Source organism: Pseudomonas savastanoi, from assembly GCF_020917325.1.
Classification (GTDB): domain Bacteria; phylum Pseudomonadota; class Gammaproteobacteria; order Pseudomonadales; family Pseudomonadaceae; genus Aquipseudomonas; species Aquipseudomonas amygdali.
Genome location: NZ_CP076652.1, coordinates 3,725,196 through 3,747,521 on the forward strand (window position 1 = coordinate 3,725,196; position 22,326 = coordinate 3,747,521).

19 protein-coding genes are annotated in these 22,326 nt (G+C 59.7%); 8 read left to right on the forward strand and 11 right to left on the reverse strand.

Features of this window, described 5'->3' with window-relative positions; translation table 11 throughout:
• Positions 1-2 precede the first annotated feature (2 nt).
• From KP808_RS15595 to KP808_RS15605, 3 genes are all read right to left on the reverse strand, one after another.
• A complete protein-coding gene (locus KP808_RS15595; RefSeq protein ID WP_004661013.1) occupies positions 3-611 on the reverse strand; it encodes a LysE family translocator in 609 nt (202 codons plus the stop codon).
• A gap of 123 nt (positions 612-734) precedes the next feature.
• A complete protein-coding gene (locus tag KP808_RS15600; protein ID WP_058401896.1) occupies positions 735-1,016 on the reverse strand; it encodes a hypothetical protein in 282 nt (93 codons plus the stop codon).
• A gap of 89 nt (positions 1,017-1,105) precedes the next feature.
• Positions 1,106-1,996: a LysR family transcriptional regulator gene (locus tag KP808_RS15605; RefSeq protein ID WP_230016458.1), complete on the reverse strand. Its 891-nt coding sequence runs from the start codon at positions 1,994-1,996 to the stop codon at positions 1,106-1,108.
• A 129-nt stretch (positions 1,997-2,125) separates the two neighbouring features.
• Between KP808_RS15605 and KP808_RS15610 the strand changes: the two genes are divergently transcribed.
• The 3 genes from KP808_RS15610 (at position 2,126) to KP808_RS15620 (ending at position 5,198) form a co-directional block, all read left to right on the forward strand.
• Positions 2,126-2,827 carry a CoA transferase subunit A gene (locus KP808_RS15610; protein ID WP_230016459.1) on the forward strand — a complete coding sequence of 234 codons (702 nt, stop codon included), beginning with the start codon at positions 2,126-2,128 and terminating at the stop codon, positions 2,825-2,827.
• A 41-nt stretch (positions 2,828-2,868) separates the two neighbouring features.
• The gene (locus KP808_RS15615) at positions 2,869-3,525 is read left to right on the forward strand and encodes a CoA transferase subunit B (protein ID WP_005741198.1); all 657 of its coding nucleotides are present in this window, start codon (positions 2,869-2,871) and stop codon (positions 3,523-3,525) included.
• A gap of 248 nt (positions 3,526-3,773) precedes the next feature.
• Positions 3,774-5,198, forward strand: coding sequence for a short-chain fatty acid transporter (locus KP808_RS15620; RefSeq protein WP_122258408.1), 1,425 nt, complete (start codon positions 3,774-3,776; stop codon positions 5,196-5,198).
• A gap of 3 nt (positions 5,199-5,201) precedes the next feature.
• Here the strand turns inward: KP808_RS15620 and KP808_RS15625 are convergent, their stop codons facing one another.
• From KP808_RS15625 to KP808_RS15635, 3 genes are all read right to left on the reverse strand, one after another.
• Positions 5,202-5,528: an antibiotic biosynthesis monooxygenase family protein gene (locus tag KP808_RS15625; RefSeq protein ID WP_005734325.1), complete on the reverse strand. Its 327-nt coding sequence runs from the start codon at positions 5,526-5,528 to the stop codon at positions 5,202-5,204.
• The gene (locus tag KP808_RS15630; RefSeq protein ID WP_230016460.1) at positions 5,525-6,259 is read right to left on the reverse strand and encodes a CTP synthase C-terminal region-related (seleno)protein; all 735 of its coding nucleotides are present in this window, start codon (positions 6,257-6,259) and stop codon (positions 5,525-5,527) included. Before KP808_RS15630 ends, KP808_RS15625 begins: the two co-directional genes overlap by 4 nt.
• A gap of 110 nt (positions 6,260-6,369) precedes the next feature.
• Entirely contained in the window at positions 6,370-7,302 is a 933-nt protein-coding gene (locus KP808_RS15635; RefSeq protein WP_005744425.1) for a 2-hydroxyacid dehydrogenase, read from the reverse strand.
• A 268-nt stretch (positions 7,303-7,570) separates the two neighbouring features.
• Here KP808_RS15635 and KP808_RS15640 point away from each other — a divergent pair, with 268 nt between their 5' ends.
• Positions 7,571-8,728: a glycerophosphodiester phosphodiesterase gene (locus KP808_RS15640; RefSeq protein WP_230016461.1), complete on the forward strand. Its 1,158-nt coding sequence runs from the start codon at positions 7,571-7,573 to the stop codon at positions 8,726-8,728.
• Positions 8,729-8,772: 44 nt separating this feature from the next.
• Here the strand turns inward: KP808_RS15640 and KP808_RS15645 are convergent, their stop codons facing one another.
• The gene (locus KP808_RS15645) at positions 8,773-10,959 is read right to left on the reverse strand and encodes a TonB-dependent receptor (protein ID WP_230016462.1); all 2,187 of its coding nucleotides are present in this window, start codon (positions 10,957-10,959) and stop codon (positions 8,773-8,775) included.
• Positions 10,960-11,207: 248 nt separating this feature from the next.
• Between KP808_RS15645 and pssA the strand changes: the two genes are divergently transcribed.
• Positions 11,208-12,551: a CDP-diacylglycerol--serine O-phosphatidyltransferase gene (gene pssA, locus KP808_RS15650; protein ID WP_057402676.1), complete on the forward strand. Its 1,344-nt coding sequence runs from the start codon at positions 11,208-11,210 to the stop codon at positions 12,549-12,551.
• Positions 12,552-12,613: 62 nt separating this feature from the next.
• Here the strand turns inward: pssA and ligD are convergent, their stop codons facing one another.
• Together ligD and ku are read right to left on the reverse strand one after the other, a co-directional pair.
• On the reverse strand, positions 12,614-15,214 hold the full coding sequence (gene ligD, locus KP808_RS15655) for a DNA ligase D (RefSeq protein WP_230016463.1): 2,601 nt from the start codon (positions 15,212-15,214) through the stop codon (positions 12,614-12,616).
• Positions 15,215-15,234: 20 nt separating this feature from the next.
• Positions 15,235-16,140 carry a non-homologous end joining protein Ku gene (gene ku, locus KP808_RS15660; RefSeq protein WP_230016464.1) on the reverse strand — a complete coding sequence of 302 codons (906 nt, stop codon included), beginning with the start codon at positions 16,138-16,140 and terminating at the stop codon, positions 15,235-15,237.
• A gap of 389 nt (positions 16,141-16,529) precedes the next feature.
• Here ku and ssuD point away from each other — a divergent pair, with 389 nt between their 5' ends.
• Positions 16,530-17,669, forward strand: a complete 1,140-nt coding sequence (gene ssuD / locus KP808_RS15665; protein WP_230016465.1) for an FMNH2-dependent alkanesulfonate monooxygenase — start codon at positions 16,530-16,532, stop codon at positions 17,667-17,669.
• Positions 17,669-18,775, forward strand: coding sequence for a sigma-54 interaction domain-containing protein (locus KP808_RS15670; RefSeq protein WP_058401886.1), 1,107 nt, complete (start codon positions 17,669-17,671; stop codon positions 18,773-18,775). Before ssuD ends, KP808_RS15670 begins: the two co-directional genes overlap by 1 nt.
• A 451-nt stretch (positions 18,776-19,226) precedes the next feature.
• Here the strand turns inward: KP808_RS15670 and KP808_RS15675 are convergent, their stop codons facing one another.
• Positions 19,227-20,630: an FAD/NAD(P)-binding protein gene (locus KP808_RS15675; protein ID WP_230016466.1), complete on the reverse strand. Its 1,404-nt coding sequence runs from the start codon at positions 20,628-20,630 to the stop codon at positions 19,227-19,229.
• A gap of 41 nt (positions 20,631-20,671) precedes the next feature.
• On the reverse strand, positions 20,672-21,241 hold the full coding sequence (locus KP808_RS15680) for a helix-turn-helix domain-containing protein (RefSeq protein WP_004665725.1): 570 nt from the start codon (positions 21,239-21,241) through the stop codon (positions 20,672-20,674).
• 121 nt (positions 21,242-21,362) lie between these two features.
• Here KP808_RS15680 and KP808_RS15685 point away from each other — a divergent pair, with 121 nt between their 5' ends.
• Positions 21,363-22,286 (forward strand): DMT family transporter, encoded by a 924-nt coding sequence (locus tag KP808_RS15685; RefSeq protein WP_005744435.1) that lies wholly within the window; start codon positions 21,363-21,365, stop codon positions 22,284-22,286.
• Positions 22,287-22,326: the final 40 nt, after the last annotated feature.

Sequence of the window (22,326 nt, forward strand, 5' to 3'; positions counted from 1 at the left end):
CATCAATGCTCGACAAACAGCGGGTACAACGAGGCCACCAATAGCACCGCCATCACGCCGTTGAAGATGCGCAACCCGAGCGGGTCACGCAGAACATTGCGCAACAGGCTGCCAAAGCCTGCCCAGATACCGACACTGGGCAGGTTGATCAGCGCAAACACCGCCGAGATCACCACCACATTGTAGAAATAGCCCTGCATCGGCGTGTAGGTGCTAATGGCACCAATCGCCATGATCCAGGCCTTGGGGTTGACCCATTGAAACAGCGCTGCACTCATGAAACTCAGCGGCTTGCCCTGACTGTCGACGTTATCGGAGGCAGGACCTGACGTGGCGATTTTCCACGCCAGGTACAACAGATAAGCGGCGCCGACATAGCGCAGGATGGTGTAGAGAAGCGGCCATGCCTTGAACACACTGCCCAGCCCGAAACCGACGGCCAGCACCAGGACAAAAAAACCGATGCTGATACCCAGCATGTGCGGCAACGTACGGCTGAAACCGAAATTGACGCCCGAGGCCAGCAGCATCATGTTGTTCGGGCCGGGGGTAATAGAGGTGACGAACGCGAAGAGTGTAAAGGCAAGAAGCAAATCGAAAGAGAGCACCATACAGCCTGTCCAGATCAGTGAGTCAGGCACTTACCCTATAGAAGGCGCTGCAAGAAACACACGGACAGTTGACCGGTAATTATTACCGTACAGTTTGATAAAAAACTCTTTTAAAGCGGACTGTTAACCTTGTGGCTGCTGGCCAGTCACATTCAGGTCAACGCTTGCTTCGCCTTTATCATCGAATTCGCGCGCCTGCTGTGCCTGCGGATCAGCCATCAATTGCGCCTTGCGTGCCTGGTATTCATCAAACGACAGGCCGCGCCGGTTAAGGTCTTCAAGCGCCAGTTGATGGCTTTCTTCGGCGCTGAAGGGACGCTGCTCGACCGCATGGTGGGTGGAGCAGCCGGAGAGCAGTGCAACGGTGAATGTGAGGACAAGCGCAAGGGCAAGCATACGGTTCATCTGGGGCCTCCGGGGCAGGCTTCGTTTCAGGAATGACGCAAGGTTACGCCCGCCCCCGACGCAGCAAAAATCATCCGCCGTGATAGTCGCTATCGACTATCGCGAGCATCCTCGATCAATACCTCGCGCAACGCCTGAGCCGCAGCGGAAAGCTTGTGATCGGCCAGCATCATCAGGCCGATACGACGCTCGATACGCGGTTCCACCAGCGCGATGCAGCAAGCACCCAGTTCCTGCATCTGCCCGATGCACAGCGACGGCACCGCGCTGACACCCAGGCCATTGGCAACCATGCGCCCGATGGTGGAAAGCTGATGGCTTTCAAACGCCACCGCCAGTTTGCCGTGCATCGGCTCGATGGCCTGCTCCAGTAGCAAACGCACAGCCGAAGGCCTTTGCAGGGCAATGAAGTCTTCGCCCAACAGCTCGGCCCAGGACACTTCGCCAAGCCCGGCCAGCGGCGAATCTTTCGAGACCACAGCCACGAAGCGATCCATATAAAACGGAGTGAACAACAACGCGCTGTTCGACTCGGGCTCAAAGCCGATGCCCAGCTCGACACGGCGGTGACGCACCATCTCCAGCACCTGTTCATTGATCACGTCGTGCACCGCGACATTGACCCGTGGGTAGCGCCCGCGAAACACCTTCAGCGCTGCCGGCAATCGATTGCCGGCAAACGACGGCATGGCGGCGACCGAAACCCGGCCCGTCTGCAAGGTAAACCGCTGTCGCAGCAGCTCTTCGGTGTTGTCCCAGTCAGCCAGCAACTGGCGCGCCAGCGGCAACAGGGTTTCGCCCTCGGGTGTCAGGCCGACGTTGCGTGTAGTGCGTGTCAGCAATTGCCCGCCAAGGTCCTCCTCAAGGCTCTTGACGGTCAGGCTCAACGCCGGTTGCGAGATGTTCAGTCGTTCCCCGGCCTGGGCGAAGCTCAGGTACTGCGCAACCGCCAGAAAAGCCCGAAGCTGCTTGACGTTCATATATTTGTTTTTCTTATCAATTGATCAGAAAAACAAAATTAACAAATCAGTCGCTGCGAGAGAAGATGCAAGTCACCCGATCCTCCGACAGTGCGACTGTCGGTCAACAACTATAAAAGGCGGATCAACATGGCTGGACTCGATAAACGAGTAATGACCTACGAAGAAGCCCTTGCCGGGCTGACCGACGACATGACGTTACTCTGCGGCGGCTTCGGTCTGTGCGGCATTCCGGAAAACCTCATCGCGCAGATCAAGCGTATGGGCATCAAGGGCCTTACCGTCGTTTCCAACAACTGTGGCGTTGACGGCTTCGGCCTGGGCATCCTGCTTGAGGACCGGCAGATCCGGAAAATGATTTCGTCCTACGTGGGCGAAAACGCCTTGTTCGAAAAGCAGTTGCTCAGCGGCGAGCTGGAAGTTGAACTCACCCCGCAAGGCACCCTGGCAGAAAAACTGCGCGCAGGCGGCGCGGGCATCCCTGCGTTCTATACCGCGACCGGCTATGGCACGCCAGTGGCTGAAGGCAAGGAAACCCGGCAGTTCAATGGCCGAAACGTGATCCTGGAAGAGGCAATCACCGGCGACTTCGCCTTGGTCAAGGGCTGGAAAGCCGACCACTTCGGCAACGTGATCTATCGTCATACCGCGCAGAATTTCAACCCGGTAGTGGCCACCGCAGGGCGGATCACGGTGGTTGAGGTCGAGGAAATCGTCGAGCCCGGCGTACTCTTGCCCACTCAGATCCACACGCCTGGCATTTACGTCGACCGGGTGATTCAGGGCACCTTCGAAAAGCGCATTGAACAGCGCACCGTCAGAAAATCCTGACAGAGCAGCTCGGCCATACAACAACAAAGAGATTTCAGACCATGGCACTTTCTCGCGAACAAATGGCTCAACGCGTCGCCCGTGAACTCAAGGACGGTTACTACGTGAACCTGGGCATTGGCATTCCGACCCTGGTGGCCAACTACGTACCGGACGACATCGACGTCATGTTGCAGTCGGAAAACGGTCTGCTGGGCATGGGCGCATTTCCGACCGAAGACACCATAGACGCTGACATGATCAATGCCGGCAAACAGACGGTTACGGCGCGTATCGGCGCGTCGATTTTCTCGTCGGCCGAATCCTTCGCCATGATCCGCGGCGGTCATGTCGACCTGACGGTGCTCGGTGCTTTCGAGGTGGATGTCGAGGGCAATATCGCGTCGTGGATGATCCCCGGCAAGCTGGTCAAAGGCATGGGCGGCGCGATGGACCTGGTGGCAGGTGCCGACAACATCATCGTGACCATGACCCATGCCTCGAAGGATGGCGAATCCAAACTGCTGCCCCGCTGCAGCCTGCCGTTGACCGGCGCGGCCTGCATCCGCAAGGTTCTGACTGACCTGGCGTATCTGGAAATCGACAACGGTGCCTTCATCCTCCGCGAACGTGCGCCGGGGGTCAGCGTGGAAGAAATCGTGGCAAAAACCGCAGGCAAACTGATCGTGCCGGATGATGTGATCGAGATGAGTTTCTGAACTCAGGCATCTTCGAGCAGGCTGGATACAAATCTCTGTGGGAGTGAGCTTGCTCACGAAGACGTTGGTTCAAACACCCGATATCCGGGAACTGTACTGGCCTCTTCGCGAGCAATGCCGATTGCCGCACCGGTCGTTCCCACAGGATTTTTCGTTCTGGACGCTCTGCGTCCGCAATAGTCGGCTGTTCAAGTAACTCCCCGATTCAAGTAACTCCCCGATAATAATTACAAAAAGAGGTGCCCCCAATGGCCGCCAACGCCAACATAGAAGAAAGCCGCTCTGCCCGATTCGCCTTGCGCTGCGCCGCATGGGCTGAACGCTGGTTTCCCGATTCATGGGTATTTGCCGCGCTGGCGGTGGTCATCGTCACACTGGCAACACTGGCCATTGGCGCACGTCCGGCCGAGGCTGCCAAAGCGTTCGGTGACGGGTTCTGGAGCCTGATTCCGTTCACCATGCAAATGGCCTTCGTGGTCATCGGCGGTTACGTCGTGGCCAGTTCGCCGCCCGCGGTGCGCCTGATCGACCGGCTGGCCCGGGTGCCGCGTAACGGTCGTTCGGCGGTGGCCTGGGTGGCGCTGATTTCCATGCTGGCTTCGCTGCTCAACTGGGGGCTGTCACTGGTGTTCGGCGGCCTGCTGGTGCGCGCCCTCGCCCGCCGTACCGACCTGCGCATGGACTATCGCGCGGCCGGTGCTGCCGCGTATCTGGGGCTGGGCGCAGTCTGGGCGCTGGGGCTGTCGTCTTCGGCTGCACAGTTGCAGGCCAATCCGGCCAGTCTGCCGCCTTCGATTATGGCGATAACCGGCGTGATCCCTTTCACTGAAACCATCTTTCTCTGGCAATCCGGGGTCATGCTCGCCGCGCTGGTAGTCATATCGTTGATCGTGGCCTATGCCACCGCCCCTGGCCCGAACAGCGCCCGGGACGCCAAGGCCTGCGGTGTCGACCCGGCATTCAGCCTGCCGCCACTGGCACCTCGCACACGGCCCGGCGAATGGCTGGAATACAGCCCGCTGTTGATCATCCTGATGGTGCTGCTGGGGGTCGGCTGGCTGTTCAGCGAGTTTTCGAGCAAACCGGCGATCACCGCAATCTCCGGGCTCAATACCTACAATTTTCTGTTCATCATGCTCGGTGCGTTGCTGCACTGGCGACCACGCAGCTTTCTCGATGCCGTAGCGCGGGCCGTGCCCACCACCACCGGCGTGTTGATTCAATTCCCGCTTTACGGCTCGATCGCTGCGTTACTGACCACAGTCAAAGGCGCTGATGCGCAGACCCTGGCGCACTACATCTCGACATTCTTTACCAGCATTGCCTCCCACGACACCTACGCGATTCTGATGGGCGTCTATTCGGCCATTCTGGGCTTTTTCATTCCGTCGGGCGGCGGCAAGTGGATCATTGAAGCGCCTTACGTGATGCAAGTCGCCAACGACCTGCAGTATCACCTCGGTTGGGCGGTGCAGATCTACAATGCAGCCGAAGCGCTGCCCAACCTGATCAATCCGTTCTACATGCTGCCGCTGCTGGGCGTGCTGGGCCTCAAGGCACGTGACCTGATCGGTTTCTCGTTCGTGCAGTTGCTGGTCCACACGCCGCTGGTGCTGTTTCTGCTCTGGGCATTGGGCACTACGCTGGTCTATACGCCACCGGTAATGCCCTGATCGTCAGCCATTGAACGAGTAGTCACGCTCGACCTTGCAGATTCGCGTGGTGAACGCCTGATACCAGCGCGCGCGTCCCTGTTCGCGGACCTGGGCGTGATCGGCCTGCTGTTTCCAGGCCAGAATCGCGGTTTCGTCGCTCCAGTAGGACACGGTGATGCCCAGTCCGTGTTCGTCGCGAGCCGATTCCACGCCCAGAAAGCCGGGCTGCTGCCTGGCCAGTTCTACCATCCGCTGCGCCGCGTCTGCGTACGCCTGACCCTCTTCAGACGTACGCAGTGAGGTGAACACCACCGCAAAGTAGGGTGTGGGAAAGCGCGCTGCCATCATGATCGATTCCTCTGCGCGGCCTGGCTGCACGCGCGGACGAACGCAGCAACCACAGGAGATACCTTGCCCTGTAACGCAGCCCGCTCCGGCTGGAACAGTGTGGCGACGAAGAACGGGTGGCCCTGCAATTCGATACTACGCACTTCGCCTTCAGGGCCGCGGCCGCTGACTTTCAATGCATCGCCGAACAGCGCTGGCTCAAGCTCACGACGCAGACCGTAGCGGCAGTGATAACGCTCCTCGATATTCAGCGTGCCGTAGGCTTGGGCAATCAAAGTGTCGGGTTGCAGGTGAATCGCCGCCACGGATTCAACCAGCGAGCAGCTCAATGGTTCGATGATGACGTTTGCCGCCTGCGGCGCAGTTTCGCCGTGCTCGGCGTCTGCCCAGCCCAGTTGATTGCGGGCGTACTCCACCAGTGCGTGCTGAAAGCCGCCGCACGTCCCCAGAAACGGTATGAGACGCTCGCGTGCGAAACGGATGGCCGTCAACGCGCCCTGCATGTCCAGGTACGGGCTGGCCGGTACACACCACAGCCCACCGAATTCGCCAAGCCGTGCACCGCTGCCGATCTGTGGCGTCGGTAGCCATTCAAAACTGACCGGCACGTGAACGGTCTCAGCCGCCATCGCCAACGCCAGCGGAATGGCCTGATGGGCTGGCACATCGGCGTTGAAATCGCCCACCAGCCCGATCTGCAAAGTGTTGCGTACGTTATTGATTGTGCCCATGCCCTGCCCCCTGTTCGATTTTCGTATAACCCGGGCGGACTATAAACAGGCAGCGAAACCAGCAGAATGGGCATTGCAGCAATGCCTGGCGTGCAGCGCTGCACGTTTCTTCAGCCAGTTACCGGCGTCAGCACCGGCTGCCCGGAAAAGAACGCCAGCAGGTTATCGTTGACCATTTGCACACTGTCTCTGGAAGCCTCGGGCGACAGGCCTGCGACATGGGGCGTAAGCACAACATTGCCCAGCGTTTTGAGTACGTCCGGCACAGCGGGCTCATCGTCGAACACATCCAGCGCAGCCCCGGCAATCTGCTCGTTCTGAAGTGCACTGACCAGCGCATGGGTATCCACCACACTGGCACGCGCAATGTTGACCAGAAAGCCGTCAGGGCCCAGCGCTTCAAGCACACCGGCATCGATCAGGTGCTGCGTGCCACTGCCACCGGGTGTGGCAATGATCAGGAAATCCGACGCCGCAGCCAGTGCCTGTGCGGTGGCGTGCCAGGTGTAATCGCAGTCGGTGCGCGGTTTGCGATTGTGATAGCCGATGGCGATGTCGAACGCGGCTGCACGCCTGGCAATCGCCAGCCCAACCGCTCCCAGTCCGACGATTCCCAGGCGCTTGCCTGCCAGCGACGGTCGAACCACCTTGCGCCATTCGCTACGGCGTACCGACGCATCGGCCTGCGGGATGTCGCGTACCAGCGACAGCAACAGCGCCAGCGTATGGTCAGCCACTGTGGCGGCGTTGACGCCTGCACCATTGGTCACGGTGATGCCGCGTGCCTGCGCGGCGGGCAAATCAACCTTCTCGTAGCCGGCACCGCTCACGCAAATGATGCGCAGGTTCGGCAGTGCATCCATTTCCTCGGCGAAAAAACCCAGTGGCCCACGCGTCATCACGGCGCTGATGCTCTTCCCGTGTGCAGCAATTGCCTCGGCGCGCAGTTCGGCCGTCGGCGCACGAATCAACTGATAACCGCTGCTTTCCAGAATCGGCAAATACATGTCCAGATTTTCCACCAGCACCAATACCGTTGTCATGCGCACTCCCGTTCGGTCAGCAAAACGCTGACAGTAACGCGACTTCGTGCGCTTGTGCAGAGCCAATTGCACAGACAATGGCGCTCGTTGAAAAAACCTTTCGCAATAACACCAGGTGTTCATGAAGTGGACGCATTTGCCGGACAGACTGCGTTACAAGCAACCTCGCCAACGCGATAGTGCGCTATCGTTGCGTGCAACGCTGTGACCAGTAACGGTATTGGCTGGTGCAGTCGAACACCTTCCAACCATAAGGAACCAACCGCCCATGCAAGGATTTTCCGCCACTCTGTCGACCACAACCCTGTTGAAAAAGACCTTCCTGGCCGCAGCGGTCATGTCGGGCCTGATGCTGTCATCCGGTATGGCAGCGGCGGCGGATGCACCGGGCAAGGTGCTGAGCGAAAAATACGGTCTGCCCTGGCCAGCCGTGATCGCCCATCGCGGAGCTTCGTTCGACGCTCCGGAGGAGACCATTCCGGCCTATACCCTGGCACGCGACCTGGGCGCGGACTATCTGGAGGTGGACATCCAGCGTACTAAAGATGGCGTGCTGATAGCGCTGCACGATGACGTACTGGAACGCACGACCAATATTGCCGAAGTGTTCCCGACACGGGTCAAGGACCCGGTCAGCACCTTCACCCTGGCGGAGCTCAAGCAACTGGACGCCGGCTCATGGTTCAACAAGGCTTACCCCGACCGGGCGCGCGCAAGCTACAGCGGGTTGCAGATCCTGACGCTGGATGAGGTCATCGACATCGCCGAAGGCGGCGCGAACAAGCCTGGGCTGTATATCGAGACCAAGGTGCCGAACAAGTTTCCCGGTGTCGAAGCCGATCTTAAAAAGGTGCTGACCAAACGTGGCTGGCTGGCTCAGCGACCTGCTGCTGCGGCCGGTCATGTGAACGTCGCGCACATGCCGGGGCGTGTGGTATTGCAGACGTTCGAGAAGCAGAGCCTGGAACTCCTGCAAAAAGAAATGCCGAAAGTGCCCAAGGTCATGCTGCTGTGGATTGGCGAAGGCTCGATAGAGCCTAAATCCAGCGTCGCGTTCAAAGACTCGGGGGCCAAGGACAAGGCCAGCTACTACGCAGCGCAGGAAGTCAAATCGCCGGAGGAATTCCAGAAGTGGATTGACTGGGCCAAGGCTCATGGTGCGATCGGCACCGGCCCTTCTTCGCAACTGGCCAAGGGTGGCGATCAGAGCTACATGGACCTGGTCAAACCCTGGATGAACAACCTGACCCACGAGAAAGGCATGGTGATCCACCCTTACACGGTGGACGACGCAGAGGACTTCAAGCGGATCAGCAATGATGGAGTTGACGGTTTCTTCACCAACCGCACTGCCGAACTGTTGAAGTTCTACGGGCGGCCAGCGAAAGAGAGCATCGAGACGATTCTGAAGCGTAACGGCTACTGATCGACTGGCTGGCCGCATCCTGCGATGCGGCCAGCGCCGATTGATCAGAAATCGATGGTGCCGGAGAGCTTCAAGGTGCGTGGCTCGCCTTGAGTCAGATAGCCACCATTGGCCGATGCCCAATAATCCTTGTTCATCAGGTTTTCGACGTTGGCACGCAGCGTGACGTCCTTTTGCGCAACGTTGAAGGTATAGCGCGCGCCCAGATCAAAGCGGTTCCAGGTCGGAATGCTCAGATTGTTGGCAGCGTCGACATATTGTCCGCCGGTGCGCAGCATGCGCGCATTGATGGCTGCGCCCGTGACGCCTGGCACATCCCAATCGGCACCCGCGTTGAACTGGAAGGTCGGCACACCAATGGCCCTGTTGCCATCGTTGCTGCCACCCGACGTGCCGCTCACCTCGGTGTCCATCAGAGTAAGACCGGCCAGCAGACGCAGGCCGCTGACGGGCTCGCCGAACACGTTCATTTCCACGCCACGGTTGCGCTGCTCGCCATCACGGACGTAGCGCGTTCCGCTGCCATCCTGAATCTGGTAGCCATCAGTCGGTTGTTCAATACGGTATACACCCAGGCTTGCACCGAAGGTGCCCATGTCCAGCTTCACGCCCGCCTCAATCTGTTTTGAACGCGCCGGCGCGAACACCTCGCCAGGGTTGATCGTCACGGTGCTCGGCGCCGTCGGCCCCTGCGCAAGGCCTTCAATGCGGTTGGCATAGAACGACACATAGCGCCAAGGCTTGAACACCAGCCCGTAGACCGGCGTGGTGATTGCCTCGTCATACAGTGCGTTGCGCGGGCCGCTGCCATAGTCGTAGCCCTGGACGCGCAGTTGCTGGCGACGCAGGCCTGCGGTCAGCAGCAGGCGATCATCGAAAAAGCCCAGCGTGTCGGAGAACGCTACGCTGCGCATACGGCTCTTGCCGACGATACCGGGATCACTGAGATCGCCACCCGAGAAGCTGTCCAGCGCAGGACGTGTTGTTTCCACTGGGTTGTACAGGTTGCTGCCAGCCGGACTGCCGAACAGGTAGGCACTGCGCTGCTCGGTCCAGATGCCGGACAGACCGAAGTTGACCTTGTGACTGACCGCGCCGGTCTGCAGCTTGCCGTTGATGCCGGCCATGGCTGTCTTGTTGTCTTCGTCATGCGGAATGGAAGACGGTGACGCCGTGATGTTGCCTGCGGCGTCATTGATAGTCGGCGAGCCATAGATACCGTTTTCACGGGTGTGCTTGGCACCGGCTGCAGCATACAGCGTCCAGTCATCGTTGAGGTCGTATTCGGCCCGGCTCATGCCGAAGGTGTCTTCGGTTTCGGTCCAGGTCCAGTTCGGCGCGTAATTGGTGTCGGCATCCGGTGCATGCGGCACACGGGTCAGGCCACTGCCAACGAACACCATGTTGCGATTCTGATTGATGCGCTGCTTCTGGTAGGCAAAATCGCCGGAAAGACGGAAGTTGTCACCCTGATAATCAAGCCCCAGCGCGAACAGCTTGCTGCGATGCTCTTCGTCTTCAACGCCGGTCTCGCCTTCGCGCTGAGACAGGTTGAGGCGTGCGCCGAATCGATTACCTTCGCCAAAGCGCTGGCCGAGGTCCAGGTGCTCGCCGACCCGACCGTCGCTGCTGATGTCGGTGGTAAAACGCCGTGTCGGCGTGTCCTGAGCGCGCTTGGGTTGCAGGTTTACGCCGCCGCCAATACCGGAGCCGGTCGGTGTTACGCCGTTGATGAAGGCATTGGGGCCTTTGAAAACCTCAACCCGTTCCAGCGCATCGGTGGAGATGATCTGGCGTGGCAGCACGCCGTAAAGGCCGTTGTAGGAAATATCATCGGTGGTCAGTTTGAGGCCACGAATGACGAAGATCTTCGAGGCGTTGGCATAGCCGCTTGACTGGCGAACCGATGCATCATTGAGCAGCACATCGCCGATGTCTTCAGCCTGCTGGTCCTCGATCAATTGTTCGGTGTAGCTGGTCATGGTGAACGGCACGTCCATGACGTCGGCATTGCCCAGAACACCCAACTGCCCGCCGCGAGCCACTTGCCCTCCTGCGTACACGGGCGGTAACGCGTGCGGGTCGGCCTTGTCGGCACTGATATCGGTCTCTCCGAGAACCATCGGGCCTTCCTGCTGACTGGCGGCAGCAGTAGCGGCCCAGGCCGGAGAACCAATGGAACAGCAAAATGCGAGCAACGTGAGGCGCATCGGGATCGATGGGGTGTGCATGAAAAGGTCCTGCTGACGAGATGAGCGAGATCGGAAGAAACCTTCCTGGAGATGACCGACCCAGTGGATGCGAAATGCTACCATATGTTACTGGGAATGCTTATCATTAATTTATGTGCAGGGCGTCACATAACCAACGCTCATCGCTACGTCTCACACAGCAATGCTTTGAAACAGGTAGGGGACAGCCACCTGAGTGCGACTCTCGTGTAAGCTCGTACGCTATTGGTTTTCCCATCGAGAGGCCTATGCAATCCACTTTCCGACGCTCGACACTGGCAGCACTTCGTGGCTTTGCCTTGCCAAGCGGTGCAATCTCCATTGTTCCTTCTGCCGCCGACTATCGGCGCTGTCTGCTGGAAAGGATCGCTTCGGCCACCCGGCGCATCTATATCATCGCGTTGTATCTGCAACAGGATGAAGCTGGTCAGGAGATCCTCGACGCACTGTACGCGGCCAAGGCTGCACGGCCTGAGCTGGATGTCGTGGTGCTGGTTGACTGGTTCCGCGCGCAGCGGGGCCTGATCGGTGCCGGGCGGCAACCGGGCAACTCGACCTGGTATCAGGCGCAGAACCTTGAATACGATGAAGAAGTGCCGATCTACGGCGTGCCGGTGCAAACCCGTGAGCTATTTGGCGTGCTGCACCTCAAGGGCAGCGTGATCGACGATTGTGTGATCTACAGTGGCGCAAGCATCAACAACGTCTACCTGCACAAGCTCGACAAATATCGTCTGGACCGTTACCACCTGATCGAAAGTGCGCCACTGGCCGACGCTTTCCAGAACCTGGTGCAGCGCGAAATACTCCCTTCACCGGCGGTGCACCGCCTCGACCTGCAATCGCCACCTGGCTCGCGCAGCATTCGCAGCGAGATTCGCGCTTTTCGTGCGGATCTGAAACGCGCTGCGTACGACACTTCAGCAGGCGAAAAGGAAAACGGCGAGCTGCGGGTGATTCCGCTGCTGGGCGTCGGGCCGCGTAACAATCTGAATCGTGCCATCTGCGACCTGATCGCCTCGAGCAAGATCCAGCTGACCATCTGCACGCCATATTTCAACCTGCCGGTGGCGGTCACCCGCGAAATCAATCGGGCGCTCAAGCGCGGTGTGCAGGTCGATATCATCATTGGTGACAAAACCGCCAACGACTTCTTCATCGACCCGGACGAGCCGTTCAAGGTGATCTCGGCCCTGCCCTATCTGTATGAAATCAGCCTGCGACGCTTTGCCCACAAGCATCAGAAGGCAATCGCGCAGAACCGCCTCAACGTGCACCTGTGGAAACACGGCGATAATACGTTCCACCTCAAAGGCATCTGGGTCGATCAGCGCTATACGCTGCTGACAGGCAACAACCTGAACCCTCGCGCCTTCAATCTTGATTTGGAAAACGCCTTGCTGATCGATGATCCGAAGGGCCAGTGGAGCGAAACGCGCGAGGCGGAAATCGCCCATTTGATGCGCAACACCCAACGCGTCAACCAGTATGACGAACTCGACACACTGGCCAATTATCCCGAAGGGGTACGCAAATTCCTCAAGCGCGTCAGCCGTGTGCGGGTCGAGCGATTGCTGTACCGGATACTCTGACCCTCAAGCCTGAGGCCGACATGCCTGGCATGTCGGCCATACAACCAAAGAAACAGGGTGAGTCAGGGCCGTTTCGCCCCCAACTGCTTCCACATCTTCTGCGTGATTTTGCGGCGGTTGCTGTAGCCTGCCCACGGGTCGGCCTTAAGTTTCTTTAAACGCTGCTCAAGGTTGGTGATGTCCCACTGCGCCGAGGATTTCAGGCCTGCCAGTTCATCCAGAGCAATCGGCACCGAGACCGGCAAACCTGGCCGGGCGCGCACCGAATACGCAGTCACGGTGCTGCCGCCACGGCTGTTGCGCAGGTAATCAATGAAAATTTTCCCTACCCGGTTTTTCGGCCCCATGGTCGCGGTGAAGCGTTCGGGCAACTGACGGCTGACGAATTCGGCGATAGCCTTGGCGAAGGCTTTAACCGTGTCCCAGTCAGCCTGCCGCGCCAATGGCACGATGATGTGCATGCCCTTGCCGCCGCTGGTCTTGAGAAAAGCTTCCAGCCCAAGTTCCTCCAGCACGGCGAGCACCATTTGCGTGGCTTCGATCATGCTGCGCCAGGGCAGCGCCGGGTCGGGATCAAGGTCCAGTACAAAATGATCCGGCGTTTCGATCCTGTCACGCGTAGCGCCCCAGGTGTGCAACTCGATGGCCCCCATTTGCGCGGCACCGACCAGCGCCTGCAATGAATCGATCTCCATCAGCGCGGCATGCCCGGGGTCCATAGCACGATCCAGCTGTTTGATGTGTGGAATCGCAAGATGCTCGGCGTGCTTCTGGAAGAACTGCTCGCCGTCGATGCCTTCCGGGCAACGCAACAATGCCACAGGACGCTTGTTCAGATACGGCAGAATCCATTCGGCAATAGACGCGTAGAACTGCGCAAGTTCGACCTTGCTGGTGCCGGTCTTGCTATCGATCACCCGATCCGGATGGCTGATGCCCGTGCCCGCCACGTCCACTTTGCCTTTGCCGGCAGCGGTTTTCTTGCCTGAACGCGGCGCTGCCGATGTCGATTGCGTCCGGGTCTGGCTGGCAACCCTGGCGGGCTGAGCGTCTTCGCGCACCACCTCACTGGCAGGCTTGTCACTGCGCAACCCAACAAATGCGGCTTGTCGCACAATGCCTTCGCGGGTCCACTGGGCGAATTCCGCCTCACAGACCAGCTGCGGCTCTACCCACTGCACGCCGCGGGCCTGAGCCGAGGTCAGTTTTTTCGCCAGGGGCGAATCCTTGCGCTGCAGCGGTTTGAGTTGTTGATAAAGCTGTTCAAGCGTCACCTCACTGAAGCCAGTGCCCACCCGCCCGGCATAGACCAGCCCTTTATCGCCCTCATTGACCGCCAGCAACAAGGCCCCGAAGGCGGAGCGGCTGCCTTGCGGGGCGGTGTACCCGACGATCACCAGTTCCTGACGCAACCGGCATTTGAGTTTGATCCAGTCGGCATTGCGCTTGCCGATATAAACACTGCCGGCCCGCTTGCCGATGACCCCTTCCAAGCCCATTGCCGCAGCGCTTTCCACAATATCCTGATGCCCGGCCTGAAACGCATCCGAATAACGCAGCAAGCGACTGCGCTGGGCACCGAGCACTTGTTTCAAGGCGTCGCGGCGCTGCTCAAGGGGTACTTCCCGCAGATCCTCCGCGCTCAGGAACGGCATGTCGAACAGGTAATACAGGATGTTTTTGCTGTTCCCTGCGTCAAAGGCATTCTGCAAACCCTGAAAGTCGGGCAGCCCTTGCTCGTCGAGGACCACCACTTCGCCGTCGAACCAACTGTTTTGCAATTTCAGGCCCTTGAGCGCCTTGACCAGTTCGGGCAGCCGTTCGGTCCAGTCGTGGCCGTTACGGGTGAACAGGCGCACTTCGTCGCCCTGAATGCGGGTCAGAATGCGATAGCCATCGAACTTGATCTCATACAGCCAGTCACCCGCTGGCGGTGCATCCACCAGCGTGGCCAGTTGCGGCGAAAGGGTTTCCGGGAAAACCGTTTTCGACTTCTTTTGCGCGGGTTTGCGCGCAGGCTTCACCGCACCGGCTTTGGCTTTTTCGTTTGCGGCGCTGGCCTTTGGCTTCGCTGGCGCTGCACGCCCTGCCCCTACGTGCGCGCCGCTGATCACACTCTGCGGCTGCTCCCGAGTGATGTCATATTCGGCGGCAGGTCGCGCAATGGCGTCCTTCTCTTTGATCAGCAGCCATTGCTCCTTGCTGCCGCTGCCCGTGAGCCGCGTGCGCACCAGCGCCCAGTCGCCGCTGAGCTTCTCGCCGACCAGGGTAAATTTGAGTTTGCCTTCCTCATAGGTTTTTTGCGGATCACCGTGCGGCTGCCAGACACCACGGTCCCAAACGATTACATCACCGCCGCCGTACTGCCCTTTCGGGATGCTGCCCTCAAAATCGGCATAGTCCAGCGGATGATCTTCAACATGCACCGCCAGACGTTTTTGCCTGGGGTCCAGGCTCGGGCCTTTGGGCACCGCCCAGCTCTTGAGCGTGCCCTCCAGCTCCAGTCGAAAGTCGTAGTGCAGGTTGCGTGCGTCATGCTTCTGAATCACGAAACCCAGCGCCTTGGCCTTGGACGAAGACTTGCCTTTGCGCTTGCTTTCGGCAGGCTCGGAGGTGATGGCGAAATTGCGCTTGCGCGTGTATTCACTGGCGGGCTTGGCCATGTCCGGTGTCTCCGTCTGGCTCAAGAGGCTTTGCTGGTTTTCTTGCGGGCGGCGGGCCGCTTGGGCTTGGCTGCGGCCTTGTCAGCAGGTTTTTCTTTTGCTGCGGGCTTGCTCGCTTTGCCTTTACTGGCGCCACCCTTGCCCGCCAGGCTGCGTCGCAGCAAGTCGGTGAGGTCAATGACGTCGGCACTTTTGCGCTCTTCCTCGGCCGGATCCGTCTCGACATCCTCGATCTCGCCTTCGTCTGCCTTGGTTTTGACCAGGTGCATGATCTTGTCCTGAAAAGTGTCGCGGTACTGCTCAGGCTGCCAGTCGGCGCTCATGTCCTTGACCAGACGCTTGGCCATGTCGCGTTCGCTCTTGTTCAACTGTGCGTCCGTCACTGCGTCGCTCAGTTCCAATGTGTCCAGCTCACGCACGTCGGCAGGCCAGCGCAGGATCACCATGACCAGCGCCGACTCCAGCGGCATGACCGCCGCCAGGTGTTCGCGGGTATGCAGCACGACATTGGCCAGTGCCACCTTTTTGGTGTCGACAAGGGTTTCGCGCAGCAGCGCATAGACTTGTTCGCCGCGTTTATCCGGGGTCAGAAAATAAGGCGTGTCGATGTTTTGCAAAGGAATCTGCTGGCTGTCGACAAAGGCGAATATGTCGATGGTCTGCGTCGATTTGGGGTGCGCGGAGCGAATTTCTTCTTCGCTGAGTACGACATAACGATCCTTTTCGTACTCCACGCCCTTGACGATATTTTCGCTGGTGACCTCCTTGCCGGTGACCTTGTTGATTCGCTTGTAGCCGACCGGGTCCATGCTGCGCTTGTCGAGCCAGTCGAAGTCGACACTGGTTGACGTTGTCGCCGACACCAGTGCGACCGGTATATGCACCAGCCCGAAGCTGATTGCGCCCTTCCAGATTGCCCTTGCCATGGTCTGACTCCTGTTGGTCCTGAAAAAGTGACTGGACCGGTCGAAGAAAAGTTTCGCCAGCCAGACGAGCGCCGGAAAACCCGCGCAGGCGCAAAGCGTTTTTCATCCCGGCAATCTGGCTGTCAACGTTTTGGCTCTTGATGCGAGCTGTATTAAAGGGATGCCTGCAGCCGTCAAAGCCTTGTACTAGAAGGGTTCGTGCAAAAAGGAACAGGAATTTTCAAGTTACATATGCGTTTAAGATCTAAAAATATGGTTTAACGTTCTTTTGCGGAATAAATCAGACGTTCTATAAATGGCCCCACCTCGAACGCTGTTGGTGAACTGTCTGCAAACCAACAGTTGGTCCCGTCAGCTTTCACTCAGCTGATCACTCCCAAGGATTTGTCATGAACGTTTTCTGGTTTCTTCCGACTCACGGCGACGGCCATTATCTGGGCACGACAAAGGGCGCACGTCCCGTCACCCTCAATTACCTGAAACAGGTGGCACAGGCCGCCGATGACCTGGGCTACTACGGGGTATTGATTCCGACCGGTCGCTCTTGCGAAGACTCGTGGGTCATCGCCTCGGCACTGGTGCCATTGACCGAGCGTCTGAAGTATCTGGTGGCAATCCGTCCGGGCATCATCTCCCCTACCGTCTCGGCACGCATGGCGGCTACGCTGGATCGTTTATCCGGCGGCCGACTGCTGATCAACGTGGTGACCGGTGGCGACCCGGACGAAAACCGTGGCGATGGCAGCTTCCTCGATCATAGCGAACGCTATGAAGTCACCGACGAATTCCTGAAGATCTGGCGTCGCGTATTACAGGGCGAAGCAGTCGACTTCGAAGGCAAGCACCTGCGCGTGCAGAACGCCAAGGCGCTCTATCCACCGATTCAGAAGCCCTATCCGCCGCTGTACTTTGGTGGCTCTTCCGATGCCGCGCATGACCTTGCGGCCGATCAGGTAGACGTTTACCTCACTTGGGGCGAACCTCCGGCAGCTGTGGCCCAAAAGCTGGCCGATGTGCGTGAACGGGCAGCCCGCAAGGGTCGTACCGTAAAGTTCGGCATTCGCTTGCACGTCATCGTGCGCGAAACCAGTGAAGAAGCCTGGAAAGCCGCCAGCACGCTGATCGAGCACATCAGCGACGAAACCATCGCTGCGGCCCAAAAGTCTTTCTCACGCTTTGATTCCGAGGGGCAACGCCGTATGGATGCGCTGCATGATGGACGCCGCGACAACCTGGAAATCGCGCCCAACCTGTGGGCGGGTGTGGGCCTGGTTCGGGGCGGTGCTGGCACGGCACTGGTTGGCAACCCGCAGGAAGTCGCGGCACGCATCAAGGAATACGCAGACCTGGGCATCGAGAGCTTCATTTTCTCGGGCTACCCGCACCTGGAAGAAGCGTACCGCTTTGCCGAACTGGTCTTCCCGCTGCTGCCTGAGCCTTACGCCAGCCTCGCCGGGCGCGGCATCACCAACCTGACGGGCCCGTTCGGCGAAATGATCGCCAACGATCTGCCCCCGCAGGCCAAGTGATGTCAGGGCAACTGCTGACCTTACCGCACTCGCCTGCGCTGGCGACCTCGATCAGAGCCACTGCGCAGGTGTTCGAAGACCCCAAGTCCAAGGATCTGCTCGCTCACGTGCGTCAGGTGGCGCCCAGCGATGCCAGCGTACTGATCATTGGTGAAACCGGCACTGGCAAGGAGCTGGTTGCACGGCACGTCCACGAACTGAGTGCGCGCCGCGACAAGCCGTTCGTGGCGGTCAACTGCGGCGCGTTCTCCGAGAACCTGATCGAGGCCGAGTTGTTCGGCCACGAGAAAGGCGCTTTCACCGGTGCGATCAGTGCCAAAGCCGGCTGGTTCGAAGAGGCCAACGGCGGCACGCTGTTTCTCGATGAAATCGGCGACCTGCCCATGACATTGCAGGTCAAGCTGTTGCGTGTGCTTCAGGAGCGTGAAGTGGTCCGCCTGGGCTCGCGCAAGAGCGTGCCGATTGACGTGCGGGTGCTCGCAGCCACCAACGTACAACTGGAAAAGGCCATCAATGCCGGGCATTTTCGCGAGGACCTTTACTACCGGCTGGACGTGGTCAATCTGGAATTGAGCCCGCTGCGCGAGCGGCCCGGCGACATCCTGCCGCTGGCCCGGCATTTCATCGAGGTCTACAGCCAGCGTCTGCGCCATGGCCCGGTGCGCATCAGCGCCGAAGCCGAGCACAAGCTCAAGACCTACAGCTGGCCGGGCAATATTCGCGAGCTGGAAAACGTTATTCATCACACCTTGCTGGTGTGCCGCGAAGGCGTGATTCAGCGTGATGACCTGCGCCTGTCGAACCTGAGAATCGAGCGTCAGGACGAGCAGAATCCGGTTGACGAATCAGCCGAGCAGTTACTCAATCGGGCGTTTCAAAAGCTGTTTGAAGAACAGGCGGGAGCCTTGCACGAGAAGGTCGAAGACACGCTGCTCAGGACCGCGTATCGCTACTGCCACCACAACCAGGTACACACCGCCAGCCTGCTGGGCCTGACCCGCAACGTCACGCGTACGCGTTTGATCAAGATTGGCGAGCTGGCAGTCAACAAACGCAGACCGGGTGAAAATGTACAGGGCGACCGGATGCTGCATTTATCGGTGTGAAGGCCCAGACCGATGACGCGGAGCGTCATGAACGGCATTCCCACGCTGGAGCGTGAGGAACGAGCGCTGTCCGCAAGAACGCTATCGTGCCCATGCTCCGCGTGGGTACGCTTTTCTGGACGCTCTGCGTCGTCTCCCAAGCACACGGTGCGGCGCCAAAAGCTGACGCGGAGCATCATGGACGGTATTTCCATGCTGGAGCCTAAGGTACGCTCGCCATCCGTAAGAACGCTATCGTGCCCATGCTCCGCGTGGGTATGCCTTTCTAGACGCTCTGCGTCCTCTCCTGAGCACGCGGTGCGGCGCAAAAGCTGACGCGGAGCATCATGGACGGTATTTCCACGCTGGAGCCTGAGGAGCGCTCGCTGTCCGTAAGAACGCTATCGTGCCCATGCTCCGCGTGGGCATGCCTTTCTGGACGCTCTGCGTCCTCTCCCGAGCACGCGGCGCTTCACGACAAACGCATCGCCAGAGCCTTGGCCTGAATCGCCACGTCGGTCACTGCGGTGCTTTCCCACCACATGCCGCGCAGTGGCGGGCCCATGGCGAACAGGCGTGACGAGCAGTGACCTTGCGCGTCGAGCACCGCGCCACCGGCGTCGGCAGCAATGCCCAGCGCCAGCGGTCCGGGCTGAATCAAACCTCGCAGCAGCAATTGACGAGGCAACGGGCGATCCACCCGTCGCCAGTCGTATTCAATGCCGGTGGAGTTGATCAAGGCATCGCCAACGATCTGCGTCGGTTCGCTATCACCGCGCCGACGCACGCTGATCTGCACCTGGCCTGACGGCAGGCTCGCAACAGCCTGCAACGAAGCGGCGTCAATGCTCAGCCGACCTTGCCTGATCAGTTGCGCCAGCAGTGCGGCGCTGGGTGGCGGCGAGCGATGGTGATGACTCTCCCACCATGGCCGTACATGACGGACAAACTGACGGCGCTGCCTGTCAGTGGCCTGATTCCACAGCCTGCCGACGTTGGCACGCACGGTGTCCAGCGGGGCCTGCCAGTCAATGCCGCTTTCGATGGCCAGCTCGCACTGCTCGCGCACCTTGCGTACCAGTTGGCGAGTGCTGCGGATACTCGGGTCCTGCGCCAGGAAATCAGACCATTCCGGTGGCTGGCGTCGTACATGGGGCAGCAGACCATGCCGGGAATAGATCTGAATCGGCCCGCGGTGCCCGGCCTTTTCCAGTGAGACCAGCGCATCGACCATGGTCAGCCCCGAGCCGATGATCAACACCCTGGACTGTGCATCGAGCTGTTGCATTGCCTGTACGTTCCAGGGGTCCAGCGCTGCCGCGTTCAGTGCGTTCGACTCACGCTGCGGTGTGCGTGAAGCGGCGTACATACCGGTCGCCAGCACGGCCTGGCTGCCACGCAATATACGACCGTCGGCCAGCGTGACGCTCACGCCCTGTTCATCGACCTGTACATCGACAGCTTCGCCGGGCACATGCGTTGCCGTAGAGCCAAACGCCTCGCCAGCGCCACGGGCTTCACGCAATCGCTGCTGGACATAAAGCCCGAACACGCCGCGCGGCGGGAACAGCTCGGCGACCGGGACCTTCTGCCCGGCCGCTTCAGGCCAGCCGCCCTCGGCCAGATAGGCCGTCAGCCAGCGCGTGAGGTCGTCCGGGTCATCGGGGTCGACGCTCATGCGCGCCGCATTGCCATTGAGCGTATGGCCCGGCTCTGTTGCGCTGTAGGCCTCGCCCCGGCCAAGCTCGCTGCGGGTTTCGATGATCAGGATCCGGCGCTGGCCAGGCCTGCGTAGCAACTGCGCCGCCAGCATGGTGCCGCTCAGACCGCCGCCGATGATCAGAATGTCAGCTGTCTGGTTAGGGTCTTCGCTCATCGAACAGCGCCTCGGTCAGTTGCGATTAAAGAACAGGAAGGTCAGAGCACGACGTTACGCACAAAGCGCAAGGGCACGTCAGCCTCATTGCAATAGCGGTGCGGCTGATTGCTGGGGAACATGAAAAACTCGCCTGGACCGATCTGTTGCACGGCCGCAGGATCGGAGAGGCGCAGAGTCAGATACCCTTCTACGATATACACCTGCTCACTCCAGCCGTCCGGATCGGCTTCCGAGACATAGGCGTCGCCGGGCTCCAGGCAGAACTCCCACAGCTCGACTTCCCGGCGGGCAATCGCTCGGGCCAGCAGCACGGCCTTGCTGCCAGAAATCGTACCCGCCCAGGCCAGTTCGTTGATACGGCTGTAATCGCGATTTTCGGGGGCCTGGATCAGATCGCTGAACGCCACCTCCAATGCTTCGGCTACCCGGTCCAGCGTCGCCAGACTGACGTTTTTCTCTCCCGCCTCGATAGCGACCAGCATGCGGCGGCTGACCCCGGACTTTTCTGCCAGGGCGGTCTGGCTGAGGTCAGCGCAGTTGCGCAAACGCCGTACGTTCTGGCTGACGTGCTGCAACACGGCTGGGCGCGGGGAATTTTCTTTGTGCATGGTGGTGCTCACATCAAACCGTTGCGCATTATACTGCCCAATTCGAGACCATTTTCAGGGTGCTCAGCCTCTCATCAGGCGCATCGTCATTTATAGCCGTTCACAGGAATCTGGAGCTGACATGAAGTCTATCAGCCGATTACCCCGCATCAGCAAGGCAGAAGCCGTTCTGATTCTGATTACCATGCTCTGGGGAGGCACTTTTTTACTGGTACAGCATGCGCTGACCGTCAGCGGCCCTATGCTCTTCGTCGGTCTGCGTTTCGCCGCAGCGGCGCTTATCGTAGCGCTGTTTTCAATGAAGGTGCTGCGCGGACTGACCTTTCTTGAACTCAAGGCCGGCGTATTCATCGGCACCGCGATCATGCTTGGTTATGGCTTGCAGACCATTGGACTGCAAACCATCCCAAGCAGCCAGTCCGCCTTCATCACAGCGCTCTACGTACCCTGCGTGCCTTTATTGCAATGGTTGGTGCTTGGCCGTCGACCGGGATTAATGCCCACACTGGGCATCCTCCTCGCCTTTACCGGGCTGATGCTGGTATCCGGGCCGCAAGGTGCTTCTCTGCAACTCAACTCCGGCGAGATCGTCACGCTGATCAGCGCGGTGGCCATCGCCGCCGAGATCATCATGATCAGCGCCTATGCCGGCAAGGTCGATGTGCGGCGGGTCACCGTGGTGCAGCTGGCAACCGCCTCCGCCCTGGCCTTTCTGATGATCGTGCCGACTCAGGAACGCTTGCCGGATTTCTCCTGGCTGCTGGTGCTCAGCGCGGTGGGACTTGGCGCGATGAGTGCGATTATTCAGATCGCGATGAATTGGGCACAGAAAAGTGTTTCGCCTACACGCGCCACCGTGATTTATGCCGGTGAACCGGTCTGGGCCGGGATTGTCGGAAGACTTGCCGGGGAGCGCTTGCCGGGTATCGCCCTGCTGGGCGCAGCACTGATTGTGGCCGGGGTGATCGTCAGCGAAATGAAGCGGCGTTCTGCCCCCGGTGAACAGAGCCTTGCTGAAGAAGATGGCATGCGCAAAGCCGAGTGAACGGCGGCTATTGTGCGCCGTGAAACACATGTCCCGTGAC